Annotated in this window: 14 protein-coding genes; 7 read left to right on the plus strand and 7 right to left on the minus strand. The window is 56.6% G+C overall.

The features are described from left to right. Nucleotides 1-62: 62 nt before the first annotated feature. On the minus strand, nt 63-2096 hold the full coding sequence (locus ACR3E2_RS18450) for an FAD-dependent oxidoreductase (RefSeq protein ID WP_480484860.1): 2034 nt from the start codon (nt 2094-2096) through the stop codon (nt 63-65). Nucleotides 2097-2199: 103 nt separating this feature from the next. Here ACR3E2_RS18450 and paaG point away from each other — a divergent pair, with 103 nt between their 5' ends. Genes paaG through ACR3E2_RS18470 form a run of 4 tightly spaced genes read left to right on the plus strand, consistent with a single transcriptional unit; the run spans nt 2200 to nt 5348 of the window. Then, entirely contained in the window at nt 2200-2985 is a 786-nt protein-coding gene (paaG, locus tag ACR3E2_RS18455) for a 2-(1,2-epoxy-1,2-dihydrophenyl)acetyl-CoA isomerase PaaG (protein WP_480484861.1), read from the plus strand. 2 nt (nt 2986-2987) lie between these two features. Next, on the plus strand, nt 2988-3413 hold the full coding sequence (gene paaI, locus ACR3E2_RS18460; protein ID WP_480484868.1) for a hydroxyphenylacetyl-CoA thioesterase PaaI: 426 nt from the start codon (nt 2988-2990) through the stop codon (nt 3411-3413). 24 nt (nt 3414-3437) lie between these two features. Beyond that, on the plus strand, nt 3438-4748 hold the full coding sequence (paaK, locus tag ACR3E2_RS18465) for a phenylacetate--CoA ligase PaaK (RefSeq protein WP_267365260.1): 1311 nt from the start codon (nt 3438-3440) through the stop codon (nt 4746-4748). 3 nt (nt 4749-4751) lie between these two features. After that, nucleotides 4752-5348, plus strand: a complete 597-nt coding sequence (locus tag ACR3E2_RS18470) for a TetR/AcrR family transcriptional regulator (RefSeq protein WP_480484862.1) — start codon at nt 4752-4754, stop codon at nt 5346-5348. A 132-nt stretch (nt 5349-5480) separates the two neighbouring features. On the opposite strand, the gene ACR3E2_RS18475 is transcribed toward ACR3E2_RS18470, so the two are convergent. The 6 genes from ACR3E2_RS18475 to ACR3E2_RS18500 all read right to left on the minus strand — a co-directional run bounded on the left by ACR3E2_RS18475 (nt 5481) and on the right by ACR3E2_RS18500 (nt 10894). Then, a complete protein-coding gene (locus ACR3E2_RS18475; protein WP_480484863.1) occupies nt 5481-6266 on the minus strand; it encodes a hypothetical protein in 786 nt (261 codons plus the stop codon). A gap of 117 nt (nt 6267-6383) precedes the next feature. Beyond that, nucleotides 6384-6524, minus strand: coding sequence for a hypothetical protein (locus ACR3E2_RS18480; RefSeq protein WP_480484864.1), 141 nt, complete (start codon nt 6522-6524; stop codon nt 6384-6386). Nucleotides 6525-6565: 41 nt separating this feature from the next. After that, a complete protein-coding gene (locus tag ACR3E2_RS18485; RefSeq protein WP_480484865.1) occupies nt 6566-7963 on the minus strand; it encodes a pyridoxal phosphate-dependent decarboxylase family protein in 1398 nt (465 codons plus the stop codon). Nucleotides 7964-8085: 122 nt separating this feature from the next. Next, nucleotides 8086-8928 (minus strand): 3,4-dihydroxyphenylacetate 2,3-dioxygenase, encoded by an 843-nt coding sequence (gene hpaD / locus ACR3E2_RS18490; RefSeq protein WP_480484866.1) that lies wholly within the window; start codon nt 8926-8928, stop codon nt 8086-8088. 52 nt (nt 8929-8980) lie between these two features. Then, nucleotides 8981-10492, minus strand: a complete 1512-nt coding sequence (hpaE, locus tag ACR3E2_RS18495; RefSeq protein WP_480492847.1) for a 5-carboxymethyl-2-hydroxymuconate semialdehyde dehydrogenase — start codon at nt 10490-10492, stop codon at nt 8981-8983. 3 nt (nt 10493-10495) lie between these two features. Beyond that, a complete protein-coding gene (locus ACR3E2_RS18500; RefSeq protein ID WP_480484965.1) occupies nt 10496-10894 on the minus strand; it encodes a 5-carboxymethyl-2-hydroxymuconate Delta-isomerase in 399 nt (132 codons plus the stop codon). A 107-nt stretch (nt 10895-11001) separates the two neighbouring features. Here ACR3E2_RS18500 and hpaR point away from each other — a divergent pair, with 107 nt between their 5' ends. The 3 genes from hpaR (at nt 11002) to ACR3E2_RS18515 (ending at nt 13365) form a co-directional block, all read left to right on the plus strand. Next, nucleotides 11002-11442: a homoprotocatechuate degradation operon regulator HpaR gene (gene hpaR, locus ACR3E2_RS18505; RefSeq protein WP_480492848.1), complete on the plus strand. Its 441-nt coding sequence runs from the start codon at nt 11002-11004 to the stop codon at nt 11440-11442. A gap of 387 nt (nt 11443-11829) precedes the next feature. Beyond that, nucleotides 11830-12630 (plus strand): transporter substrate-binding domain-containing protein, encoded by an 801-nt coding sequence (locus tag ACR3E2_RS18510; RefSeq protein ID WP_480483375.1) that lies wholly within the window; start codon nt 11830-11832, stop codon nt 12628-12630. A 72-nt stretch (nt 12631-12702) separates the two neighbouring features. Next, a complete protein-coding gene (locus ACR3E2_RS18515) occupies nt 12703-13365 on the plus strand; it encodes an amino acid ABC transporter permease (protein ID WP_209507537.1) in 663 nt (220 codons plus the stop codon). The last annotated feature ends 7 nt before the right edge of the window (nt 13366-13372 follow it).

Genomic DNA, 13372 nt, shown 5'->3' on the forward strand with positions numbered 1-13372 from the left:
CTCCTCCCTGTGAAACATGAGTCAAGAATGCGTTAATGGTCACTTTTGTAACCATCAACTTGTTAATTGTCCCCAAGACAACCCGCGACGCGCCATGAACCGGGGCTTTCCTTGGCTACGGTTTCCATCATTGCGTGCGACGTGTTGGCTCCGATTTCCTTGCAATAGTTCATCGGCCCGCCGCGCCAGCGCGGAAAGCCGTAGCCGTGAATTTGAACCATATCGACGGCTTCCGCGGACTCGGCGATCCCCTGCTGAATGATCAACGCGCCCTCGTTGGCCAGCACCGCCAGGATGCGCGACACGATTTCGTCCTGCGCATATGCCCGCCGCGTTATGCCCTGATCCGCCGAGTGGGACTCGATCAACGCCTCCACTTCGGGATCGCGGATCGGTTCGCGATGACCCTCTTCATAGCGATACCATCCTTTGCCCGTACGTTGGCCAAGACGACCCATCTCGCACAGCTGGTCAGCAATCGTCACATAACGTTCGTTCGGGTCGCGGGTTGCGGCATTGCGTTTTCGGTTGGCCCAGGCAATTTGGAGGCCGGTCAAATCTTGCAGCTCGTAGGGCCCCATGGGCATCCCGAAAGCTCGCATTGCCTGATCCACCTGATAAGGCAACGCTCCATCTGCCAGCAAATAATCGGCCTCGCGCCGATACGCAGCCAACATCCGGTTGCCGATAAAACCATCGCAGATGCCCGACAGGACAGAAACCTTGCGAAGCCTTTTTCCGAGCGCAAACCCTGTGGCGACAACTTCGGGCGAAGTTTGCGGCGTATGCACGACTTCCAACAGCTTCATGACATGGGCAGGGCTGAAGAAGTGCAGGCCAATGCACCGGGATTGATTTTCGATACCCGCGAAAATCTCGACCGGGCTCAGGTAAGACGTGTTCGTGGCCAGAATCGCGTCACGCTGCATATGGCGGGCCAATTCTGCAAAAACCTGTTGCTTGACTGACAAGTCTTCAAACACAGCCTCGATAGCCAACTGAACGTCGGCAGCTTCGGAGTAGCTGTCAACGGCGCGAAATGCAGAAAGGCGTTCCTGTAGCTGCGCTTCGGACATCTTGCCCCGCTTGACTGCCCCCTTTAGCAGCCCCTTAACCCGATCATGGGCCGCGGCCGCTGCTTCCGTATCCCTCTCGATCAGAGTGACCGACAACCCGCCATTCAGGGCTGCGGTTGCGATCCCTGCCCCCATCAACCCGCCACCGACAACTGCGATCCGGCTGATATCGCGCGGGGTAACACCTGCGATCATGGTAGGTCTGGCAACCTTGCGCTCGGCAAAAAAGGCGTATCGCAGGGCGCGGCTTTCTGGGCTTTGACGCAGCGCCAGATGGCGCGCCCGCTCTTTCGGCTGTGCGGCAGCAAAGGGTTCTGACGACCAGCTGAGCGCGGTAAGGTTTTCCAGCGGTGATTGCTGACCCCTGGCGGTTCTTTTCAAAGCCTGACGGCTCGTCTCCAGAAGGTCAGACGCGAATTCGCCGACGGGCCGTTGACTGACAGGTGCCGGGCGCTTTGGCAGGTTGGCGACAAAGTCCAGAACAGCCGCCTTTGGGTTATCGGCAATCAGATCAATTCCCCCGAGATTGGCCATTTCCTCGGCTTTCAGGATTTTTCCTGAACAGGCGATGTCGATCGCCGCTTCCATTCCAACAAGGCGCGGCAATCGTTGCGTGCCCCCCGCCCCTGGGATCAGGCCTACATTGACTTCCGGCAGCCCAAAGCTGGTGCCCGGCGCTGCGATCCGCCACGCGCAGGCCATGGCAATTTCAAACCCGCCACCCAACACGTTGCCGTGCATACAGGCGATAAACGGCACATTACTGTCTTCGATCTTCTGAACAACATCAGGCAAATGCGGCTCAGCCGGAGCCGCGTCAAACTCGGACATATCACCGCCTGCGATGAATGTCCGACCGGCGCAGCACAGGACGGCAACCCGAGCTTTCTGAACTGCATCGATCGCGTCGGCCAGACCCTGCCGAACCCCCGTCGAGGTTGCGTTCACCGGCGGGTTGTCGACCGTGACCCAGGCCACGTCGCCCTTAAAGTCAACACTCACCAGCGACGGCTGCGACATTGGCAATCCCTTTGATCAGTCCAGATTCGGTTCGGGTTTATATATTGACCAACCGTTCGGTTAATGCAATGATTAAGTTGTCACGGGAACAGATGAGACAGCCATGAGCGATACGATCCTTGTACATGATCACGGAAACTGGGTTGAAATAACCCTGAACCGCCCCGACAAGCTGAACTCGTTCAATGAGGAGATGCATCTTGCCCTTCACGACGCGCTGAAGAATGCGCGCAAAAAAGGCGCCCGCGCGATTTTGCTGACCGGCGCAGGGCGCGGTTTTTGTGCGGGTCAGGACCTTGGAGACCGCGATCCCTCAAAAATGGATGGCCCGCCCGACCTGGGCAAAACTGTACGCACTTTCTATGCCCCTCTGGTTCGACTGATCCGGTCTTTGAATTTCCCGGTCGTTTGTGCCGTCAACGGCGTGGCCGCGGGCGCGGGCGCGAACCTTGCACTGGCCTGCGACATGGTTCTGGCCGGGGAAAGCGCGAAGTTCATCCAAAGTTTTTCCAAGGTCGGGTTGATCCCGGACACAGGCGGCAGCTGGCACTTGCCCCGATTGTTGGGCGAGGCGCGCGCTAAGGGGCTGGCCCTGACAGCAATGCCCCTAACCGCCAAACAGGCGGAAGACTGGGGGTTGATCTGGAAGGCGTTTCCCGATGATCAGCTGATGACCGAAGCACGCGCTCTTGCCACGCGACTCGCCAACGGCCCCACCCTTGGCTTGGGTCTGACCAAGCAGTGCATTCAAACAGCAGCCACCACATCCTTGTCCGATCAGCTTGAAATTGAAGCGGACGCAATGAAAACCTGCGGGGAAAGTGCTGATTACGCCGAAGGCGTGTCCAGTTTCCTCGAAAAACGCGCACCGCATTTTCAGGGAAGATAATGATGACCCCAAAAGAACGCGCCCAAAAATCCGCGGCAGCGATGTGGGCCAATGACGAAGCCAGTAAATGGTTCGGGATGGAGCTTGTCGAGGTCGATGAAGGGCGCGCTGTCCTGTCGCTGACTGTTGCGCCGCATCACTGTAACGGACACGGTATTTGCCATGGCGGCGTCACGCACGCTCTTGCTGACAGTGCTTTTGCCTTTGCCTGCAACAGCCGGAATGTTGCGACTGTAGGGCAGCATACAATGGTCAGCTATCTTGCACCGGGACGGAAAGGTGACCGCCTGACTGCCACCGCGACAGAAGTGAACCTGTCCGGTCGCAGCGGCATCTACGACGTCCGCGTCATCAATCAAGACAACACTCTGATCGCTGAGTTTCGCGGCATGTCCCGCGCTATTGGCGGCCAGAATTTTCAAGAATAGTTTCGTGACTGGAGGAGTTACGCGATGAAAGACCTTTCCCCCAACAAAGCGGACCTGGACCCGATCGAAATCGCCTCGATCGACGAAATTCGCGCCACACAGCTTGAGCGGCTGAAGTGGTCCGTGCGCCACGCCTATGAAAACGTTCCGATGTACAAACAGCGCTTTGACGAGGCTGGCGTGCATCCTGACGATCTTCAACAGCTTTCGGATCTGTCAAAGTTTCCGTTCACGTATAAAAACGACCTGCGCGACAACTATCCGTTTGGTCTTTTTGCGGTTCCGCGCAGCGAGATAATTCGCCTGCACGCGTCCTCCGGCACAACAGGCAAACCGACAGTGGTCGGCTACACAAAGAATGACATAGACAACTGGGCTGACCTTGGCGCGCGGTCTCTTCGCGCGTCTGGGCTGCGCAAGGGCGACATGGTTCACAACGCCTACGGCTATGGGCTGTTCACCGGTGGGCTAGGTGCCCATTACGGGATCGAACGCCTTGGCGCGACTGTCGTCCCGATGTCGGGCGGGCAGACCGAAAAACAGGTGAACCTGATCAACGATTTCCGTCCTGACGGGATCATGGTTACACCCTCCTACATGCTCAATATCCTTGAACAGTTCCACAAGGCGGGTCTCGACCCACGTGAGAGCTCGCTGAAGGTTGGCGTTTTTGGTGCCGAACCCTGGACTGACGCGATGCGGGCCGAGGTCGAGGCGGCCTTCGACATGCACGCCGTCGATATCTATGGCCTGTCCGAGATCATGGGCCCCGGTGTCGCCAATGAATGCGTTGAAACCAAAGACGGGCCTGTAATCTGGGAGGATCACTTCCTGCCGGAAATCATCGACCCGGCAACCGGAGAAGTCCTGCCCGATGGCGAAACCGGAGAATTGGTGTTCACGACACTAACCAAAGAAGGGTTGCCGATGATCCGCTATCGCACACGCGATCTGACATGCCTGCTGCCGGGGACGGCGCGGTCCATGCGCCGGATGGCAAAAATTACAGGTCGCAGTGACGACATGATGATCCTGCGCGGCGTCAACGTCTTCCCCAGCCAGATCGAGGAACAGGTCATGGCAACGGGCGGTCTTGCCCCCTATTACCAGATCGAGCTCTACAAATCCGGTCGCATGGATGCCATGCGGGTCTTTGTTGAATCCTCCCCCGATTCCACCGACGAGCTGTCAAAAACGGCCGCTGCACGGATGCTGACCAAACGCATCAAGGACGTCGTTGGCGTTTCAACCGAAATTGTAGTAGGTGACCCCGGCGACGTCGAACGCTCTCAGGGCAAGGCGAAGCGCGTTGTAGACAATCGCGATAAGGACTGAGCCGTGGCCCGGACAATTGCCAAAGACCACGACCAAAAGCGGGAACAGATCCTGAAGATGGCGGCAAAAGTGTTTGCCGACCAGGGGTTTGACCGTGCTTCGATGACCCTTTTGGCCAAAGAATGCGGCATCTCGAAAGCAAACATATACCACTACTATGACAGCAAGGATGCCATCCTGTATGACATCCTTGAAACGTACCTGCGTGAGTTGCGGGACCGGATTTGCAATGTTGATCTGGACGGCCTTAACCCCGAACAGAAACTGCGCAAAGCAGTGCGCGAGATCCTTTTTGCCTATCAGGGTGCAGATGACGAGCACCGGGTTCAGATCAGTGGCATGAGCGCATTGACCGAAGAACAGCAAAAAAGGCTGCGGGGCTATCAGCTTGATCTGGTGAACTTTGTCCGCGACATACTTCTGGAAATGTCCCCCGGTTCTTTTGACGGCGCCAAGGACAAGCTTCGCGGCGCGACGATGTCAGTCTTTGGAATGTTGAACTGGTATTACATGTGGAACACCGGCGCAGGCCCCAAAGCCCGCGAAGATTATGCCGATCTGGTGAGCACCCTGACCATGCATGGTGTGCAAAAGCTTTAGGCATGCCCGCTTGGAGAAATCACGCACGGGTGTGGTCTCGTGTGTTGTTCTGAAATCGCAGATCAGATTGGTCGGCTATCCTGAGGCGCGCCAATAAGGACCGTGGCTGCAGCGAGCACGTGGCCTTCTTTCTTACTTTTTGCGCATCTTCAAATCGTCTAAGAAATTGCGTTTCGCTGCCATGACCTCTTCGTCCGTCATGTTTGATCTGTTCAATTCCAGAAAATACTCTGCGGCTCCAACCGGTTGGACATTCAAGTTACTGACAGGCGTAAGATCATCGGACCTTACGTTCAGCATCGATAGCACCTTTGTGGCGGGAAATAGACGGTCACTCATGTTTGAGGTGTCTAGGGAAACGACGTCGGCTCGGGAGGATACGGCATCCTTAACTCGGGCAACCACACCAGCAAGATCTGCGCCTTGCTGAAGTAGGTCCGCGTATTCCGAAAGGCCTTCCTGAATTCGGTTCGAACGTATGTTTTGCCAATAAACACTCTTAATCCAATCAGAGGCGTTCCTGGTGGTAAAAAAGAAGGTTGCACGCGCGTTACCATCAGCGAACTTCTCGATCTCATCCAATAGCACTTCAGACAAAACCGTTACCATGGAATAAGAATACACATTTTTACGCCCTGGAATCAGGCCCGCAAACTCCTCGTTACTAATCAAAAGCGGTTTGTCTGTTTCGTTTTCAAAGCGCGCCAGAGCTTGTCTTAATTGTTTACGAAACTTATTTAGCACTCGTTCTTCTTGCACTACAGAAAAGCGCCGTGCTGAGAAGCCCGCCTCTTGCAGATCACTCGGAACCAGAATATTCACTCTGCCCTTTAATCGGGAACGATTTCTGAGCAACATTGTTTGCAGTGTTCGAGTGCCTGTTTTATGAAACCCCTGATGTATAACGACTTTCAACATTTTCTTATCTCTCGCTAAACTCTCGTCGAAGTTGCCGGAAAAGCGCTTTCCTCAATACCCTTTCATCCTTCAAAGACCCACAATTGACCTTTGACCTACCCACCGATGGTCCCTCACTCATAACGAGAGTGAGCGTGTTAGATATTCATAGTCTTCGGTTTCGGCTTGGGCAAACTCACCTGCGGCAATGACTTCATACAGGCTGGAAAACTCAGGAAAATCACCGTTCAGGGCGATCGCACCATCATCGGTAATCAACCAAAAGAAGGTATCCCTTGCAGCACTGAACGTTGCGAATTTTATGGCAGGCTCTCCCAGACATCGCGGATGACATCCGCCGCCATCAGCACGTCATCGCGGGTTGTGTCGAATTGCCCGACCTGAAAACGGATGATCTTGCGGCCATTAAACATGCCTTGCGTCAAGTAAATTCGGCCATCGTCATTCAGCGCGTCCACCAGTCGCTGCTGAGCGGCGTCATCCCCTGGACAGCGAAAGGAAAACAGGCTCAGGATCGGGCCGGTGGTGATCTCAAACCCCTCTATCGCGCCGATCTTTTCTGCAAGTTCATTGGCCCAGAGCACATGGTTGCGAATTCGGCTCCGCAACCCGTCGAGACCGTATGACCGCATCAAGAACCAGATCTTCAATGCCCGGAACCGTCGACCCAGAGGGATTGTCCATTCCGAATAATTCGTTACCTCTGCCCCTGTGGTCTTGAGGTATTCCGGTTCGATCTTAAGCGTGTTGAGCTGTGGCGTGGCGTCCCGCAGAAACTGGATCGCGCAATCGAACTGCGCCCCCATCCATTTATGTGGGTTGAAGACAATGCTGTCGTAACGATCCGCCCCGGGCCAAAGGGCCTCACGAAGCTCGGGGCAGATCATCGCCGACCCCGCCCAGGCCGCGTCGAGATGCGTATAGAGGTCGTATTTTTGCGCGATGTCAGCCACCGCCACCAGATCATCGCAGGCCCCAACCCCGGTGCCGCCCGTAATTGCAATGATACCAGCAGGTACATACCCGGCCGCGATGTCACCCTGAATTGCGACATCAAGAGCCTCTGCATCAATCGTATAGGTCGGACCACGTGTCGGCAGTTTCACCAGATTGTCCTGACCGATCCCTGCAACCCAGCAGGCCCGATCAATCGACGAATGAACCTGATCCGAGCAGTAGATGCGCAGTGCGCCCTTGGCGTTCAGGCCTTCGCGGTTGCCGGTAAACCCTGTGGCCCGTTCCCGCATGGTCAGCACAGCCGACAACGTGGCGGATGATGCGCTGTCCTGAATAACTCCGGTCGTTCCTTCCGGCAATCCAAGCGCCTGCCGCAGCCAATCGACCATGACACCTTCGACCTCGGTCGCAGCTGGTGAGGTCTGCCATAGCATGCATTGCGCCGCGATTGTGGTCACCAGCATTTCAGCCAGCATCGACGGCGGCGCTGCGTTGGCCGGGAAATAGGCAAAGAACCGGGGATGTTGCCAATGTGTGATACCCGGCATCACGATTCGTTCGAAATCGGCCATGATGGCTTCCATGGGCTCGCCACTATCGGGGGGCGATGCCTTTAGCTGGGCCGTGATTTCTCCTGGTGTGGTCTTGGCCCGAACAGGACGTTCAGCAAGTGTCTTGTGGTAATCGGCCGCCCATTTCGAAATGTGCTGACCCCAATGCGAAAACGCGTCCCAATCCATGCGCAAGCCTTCTCTTGTAACTGAACACCAATTTGTCCAGTCCCCGACCTTACCCGTTCGGCTCGCGGATTAAAGCCGAACAGGTGTGCTTTCTTCAAATGAAAAGGTCCCGAGTTCTGCCTTCAGACCGAAAAGCTGACATTCGCCTGACCTGTGCCAGAGCTGCCGAAGTAGGGGGTGTAGATGTCGATCTCACCCTTGTAGCTGCCCCAGCCCAGAGCTCCGAACAGCAAAGCCGTGTCATTCATGGCGCATTCGCCTGCGCATTTCTTCGCATAGTCCGGCAGCATTTCAAGGAACTCTTCGAACCGTCCCTGTTCCCACATCTCCAGCACGTGCATATCCATCTGGCGGTTGAACTCGCCGTTTACCGCATTCAATCCGTCGACCGAGCGCTCATTCGGCGTGAAATCATGGCTGAGTGAGCCAGAGGCCAGTATGGATACGTTCCGGTCGGAACGCCGGATACCTTCGGCAATGGCCTCACCCCAGACGCGGTTTTCCTGGATCGACGAGAACTGGTTGACTGCAACGGGCAAAACGCGCGCATTCACCCCTTCGTTGATGAAATGCATAGGCAGAAGGGTGCCATATTCCATTCCCATATCGGGGTGCGAATGGCCAAGCGCTCGCTCGCCACGCTCACGCAGAACATCAAGGATGGTTTCCCCCAACGCGTTATCTCCGCGATAATCAAACTCCATGTCTGCCAGCATGTGCGGCAGTTCATGACTGATGAAGCGGCCTTTGTGGTGCTCTTTGGTATTCAGGTGAAACCCCTGATTGGTGATCCAATGGGTGTCGAACACAAGAAACGTCTCGACCTCGCGGTCTATCGCGTCCTGGCGCAGGCGCGCATAACCATCAATGGCAGACTGCCGGATGCCTTTGTATTTTGGCATCGTGTGGGACATCCAGATACTTGGCACATGCGTGATCTTCGCGGCTTGTACGATCTTTCCCATGGCAGTTCCTCCTCGTGTTTACCGATGTCTGTGTACCAGAGCCCTTGCCCGGTTACAGTTTCCCCAGCTGCATGATGTTGTGATTTCCGGTTGCGAAGCCGACGTGTTTTTGTTCCATGTAGAACTCGAAGCTCCAGTTGCCGCCGTCGCGGCCGATACCGGATGCTTTGACGCCGCCGAACGGGGTGGGCAGGTGGCGGACGTTTTCCGAGTTCACCCAGATCATCCCGGCTTCTAGCTTGTCGGTGAACCGCAAGGCGCGGGTCAGGTCATTGGTCCAGACATAGCCGGTCAGACCGTATGGTGTGTCGTTGGCAATCTGCAGCGCCTCGTCCTCGGTCGAGAACGGGATCGAGGTCAGAACCGGGCCGAATATCTCTTCGCGCGCGATACGCATCTGGTTATTGGCATCGGTAAACAAGGTTGGGCGAATGAAATACCCTGTGTCGCCCACCTTGACACCTCCGGCGGCGACAGTCGCACCGTCTTCTTTGGCGATGTCAAAATAGGAGGTCACCTTGTTATAATGCTCCTCGGTCACCAGTGGCCCGATCTCGGTCTCAGGATCCAGCGGATGGCCGACCTTGATGGTGTTGACCCGTTCGATCAGCTTTGCCTCGAACGCGTCCTTGATGGTGTCCTGCACCAGCAGGCGCGAGGATGACGTGCAGCGCTCGCCATTGATCGAGTAGATCATGAAGATCACCGCATCCAGCGCCCGGTCGAGATCGGCGTCGTCGAACACAACAACCGGGTTCTTGCCGCCCAGTTCCAGATGCATCCGCTTGAGCGTATCGGCACCTTGTTTGGTGATGATGCTGCCGGTGCAGCTTTCACCGACAAAGGCGATCGCCTTGATCAACGGATGCTCCGTCAACGCCTTACCCGCATCGGGGCCGAACCCGTTCACGGTGTTCAGCACACCCTTGGGCAGCCCGGCCTCTTCGGCGATCTCCACCAGCAGGCGAGCGGACAGCGGAGAATCTTCGGCCGGTTTGTGAACCACGGTGCACCCGGCAGCCAAAGCAGGTGCGATCTTCCATGTCGACAGCATGAACGGCGTGTTCCACGGCGTGATCACCCCCACCGGACCGATCGGTACGCGCGTGGTGATGTTCATCAGGGTCGGCGACTTAAGGTGCTGACCGTCCCGCGCCTGGACCACCTGATCCGCGAAATACCGGAAATTCTCGGCCCCCCGCAGCGCGGCCTTGGACATAAAGCGCAGGGTCTGGCCGGTGTCCCAGCATTCACACAGCGCAATTTCCTCGGCACGGGCCTCGATCGCATCGGCAACGTTCAGCAAGATGCGGCGCCGCTCGGTGGCAGGCATGTCGCGCCAATCGGCAAATGCGGCGTGGGCGGCATTAGCGGCAGCGTCGATATCATCGGCTGTGCCATGGGCGACATCGCAGATCACCGACCTGTCAACCGGGGAGGTGGATTGGAACACCCCTGCGGAACCGTCGCGATCTTCGCCCGCGATCCGGTTCTTGATGCCGGTTTCCTTAAACCGGGCCAGAAAGCCCGCCAGCTTCTCGATATTCGTATCCAGTGCGCTCATGGATCAGGTCTCCTGGTTGGTCGCGCCCAAATGGTCCCGGATCGTGCCGGTCTTGGGCGAAAGGTCTGGGTCAATGTCACGCATCTCAAGCGAGAGCGCGATGGAATGTCCGGCGAAGGCGGGGGACAGATAGGCCTCAACCGCCTCAAAAATGCGCTGCGTGGCGTCCCGTTTGACATCCGCAGCCCGGCCAGCGCGCAGGCGGATCGAGATATCGATAAACCCATGCGCCGGATTGCCGTCCGCGATGGCATAGTGATCGACCCGCGTGGCCCGGACACGAATACCGGGCAGGGGAAATGTCTTGATCCCGGCAGCCGTGGCCCGGATGCATTCGCACAAGCCACTCATATCGACCCTGTCTTCCAGATTGCCGGAATACTCGACGTGAAAATGTGGCATGTGCTCCCCTCCAATGGTAAACATGTTTAGTAAATTGGAAACCTCGCTGTCAAGAACTTGCTTTGTTAATCTTTGCATCTTTTGACTCTGCGAATTAGAAGACTGTCATGAGTGAACAAAGCCACACCAAGAACACCTCGCGCGCCCTTCCGATTGCCTTGCTGCGCGCACGCGAAACCGTCATGGCCCCCATCCGGGACATGCTGCAGGGGATACAACTGACCGAGCAGAAATGGCGCATCCTGCGCGTGCTGGACGAGTTGGGTGAAGTGGAGCAAAGCTCGATTGCCAAAGAGGCCTGCCTGCTGTTGCCAAGCCTCACCCGCATCCTGCGCACGATGGAAGCCGAAGGCCAAATATCACGCCGCCAGGACAGCCACGACAAACGACGCACAATGGTGAAGATCACAAACGAAGGACGAAACATCCTCGCCGAAAACCTCGGAACCTCTCTCCAGATCTACCAAAGCATCGAAAAACAAATGGGACGAGAAAAACTCAACCAACTCCTCGACCTGCTCGAAGAACTACAAGCCGTCAAAGTCTGACCGAACGCGCATTTGGCTGCGCGGGTCAGCATTGCCGCTTTTCTTTGAAAGACACAGGCTGGAGTTGCCTGGGCGACCGCACACTCCCATCACAAAAGGTATTCCGTCTCAAGCTGAAATCTCCCCAGCCTCTGAGCACAATGCACCTTCACGTTTGACGACGGGCCACGTTCAGCCAAAAACCTCCAACTCCAGTAGCACATGGTGTCAAATCCATTTGGCCGCCAACGAACGAGGGCCTTCCACGCGGGCCAAGTCAGTCATTTCAATCACATCCAAGAGCCACGACACCTTTTGAAAGCTGGCTTTTCCTGCTCAACAAAATACTGGATGTTGGATACAATATCCTCTATAGCTGCGCGTATCGATTGATTCAGGGAGGATCACATGCTCAAGAAACTCGCCGCACTGGCGGCCCTCACCACTATCACCACAGCTCCTGCGATGGCGGACACGCTGGACGATGTCGTAGATCGCGGGACATTGCGCTGCGGAGTTGTGTTGGATTTTCCGCCAATTGGGTATCGCGACGCGAATAACGAACCGGCAGGCTTTGACGTCGAATACTGCAATGATCTGGCCGCCGCACTTGAAGTTGAGGCCGAAATCCTGCCGTTGACCTGGGCCGAACGCCTGCCAGTGATCGTCACCGGACGCGCAGACGTTGTGTTCGGAGCAACCTCGGACAGCCTTGAACGGGCGCGGACGGTGGGCTTTACCATTCCTTACGCCATCTATTATGCGCAGGGTGTCGTGAATGCCGAAAGCGGCATTGAGACCTTCGAGGATATCCGTGGCAAGCGCGTGGCCGCCGCGATCGGCACCGTGCCCGAGCAGGAATGGCTGAAGATAGCCGCCGAATGGGGCGAAGAAGGCAATTACCAGGGCTACCAGTCCGAGAATGAGGTTTTCCTGGCGGTGGCTCAGGGCAAGGCCGATATCGGCATTACCACAAACACTGCCGTGCTGCCGATTACCCAGCAATATGACACTGTTGTTGCCGGCCCTCGCATGCCATGGACCACCGACTACACTTCGGTTGTAGGCAAGCGCGAAGATGTCACCTGGCTGAACTTCCTGAACCTGTTCGTGACCCACCAGGTGCGATCGGGCCGCTATCAGGAGCATTGGGGTAAATATGTCGGCGGCGAAGCGCCTGAGCTGCGCATTCCCGGCGTAATGTACTGACCCTTTCCTACTCCATGCTTTCGTCCGGCTATGGCCGGGCGAAAGGACCGGTAGATTGCGTGAGGAACACCCGTGTTCGACTATAACTTCCATTGGCGGCCGGTGATGAAAAGCCTGCCGGACCTGCTTGAGGCATCGCTGCTGACGATACAGGTTGCCGTGCTGGCAATGGTCCTTGGCATTATCATCGGACTTTGTCTGGCGCTGACGCGGCTGCACCTGAAAGGTCCGCTTTACTGGTTCGCCTCAGCCTGGGTCGAACTGGCGCGCAATACTCCGGCGCTGTTCCAGCTGTTCTTTTTCGGCTTCGGGCTTGGTGCCTTTGGCCTGCATCTATCGCCGTACTTCATCGTGCTGGCCGGGCTGACATTCAATTGCGCCGGTTATCTGGCTGAAAACTTCCGTGGCGGCTTTCAGGCCGTCCCCGAGACACAGCTACGCGCGTCCCGATCGCTGGGCATGACCGCGTGGCAGGCTTACACACGCGTCGTGATTCCGCAGGTGTTTCGCATTGTCTATCATCCGATCACGAACCAGATGGTCTGGGCTGTTCTAATGTCGTCACTGGGTATGCTGGTCGGCTTCCGGGAATTGTCGGGCGAGACCCAGTTCTTTGCCTCGCGCACTTTCCGAATCTTTGAATATTTCGCCGTCACCGCGGTCATTTATTACGTGATCGTCAAAATCATCCTGCTTGCCTCGCGCCTGCTGGCGTCCCGGCTTTTCCGCTACTGAAGGAGGC

It is taken from the genome of Ruegeria sp. AL7, from assembly GCF_056536105.1.

Coding starts and splice junctions, on each gene's coding strand:
- paaG (WP_480484861.1), top strand. CDS start 2,200: ATGAGCGATACGATCCTTGTACATGATCACGGAAACTGGGTTGAAATA.
- paaK (WP_267365260.1), top strand. CDS start 3,438: ATGAAAGACCTTTCCCCCAACAAAGCGGACCTGGACCCGATCGAAATC.
- ACR3E2_RS18485 (WP_480484865.1), bottom strand. CDS start 7,963: ATGGATTGGGACGCGTTTTCGCATTGGGGTCAGCACATTTCGAAATGG.
- ACR3E2_RS18475 (WP_480484863.1), bottom strand. CDS start 6,266: ATGTTGAAAGTCGTTATACATCAGGGGTTTCATAAAACAGGCACTCGA.
- hpaR (WP_480492848.1), top strand. CDS start 11,002: ATGAGTGAACAAAGCCACACCAAGAACACCTCGCGCGCCCTTCCGATT.
- ACR3E2_RS18450 (WP_480484860.1), bottom strand. CDS start 2,096: ATGTCGCAGCCGTCGCTGGTGAGTGTTGACTTTAAGGGCGACGTGGCC.
- paaI (WP_480484868.1), top strand. CDS start 2,988: ATGACCCCAAAAGAACGCGCCCAAAAATCCGCGGCAGCGATGTGGGCC.
- hpaD (WP_480484866.1), bottom strand. CDS start 8,928: ATGGGAAAGATCGTACAAGCCGCGAAGATCACGCATGTGCCAAGTATC.
- ACR3E2_RS18510 (WP_480483375.1), top strand. CDS start 11,830: ATGCTCAAGAAACTCGCCGCACTGGCGGCCCTCACCACTATCACCACA.
- hpaE (WP_480492847.1), bottom strand. CDS start 10,492: ATGAGCGCACTGGATACGAATATCGAGAAGCTGGCGGGCTTTCTGGCC.
- ACR3E2_RS18500 (WP_480484965.1), bottom strand. CDS start 10,894: ATGCCACATTTTCACGTCGAGTATTCCGGCAATCTGGAAGACAGGGTC.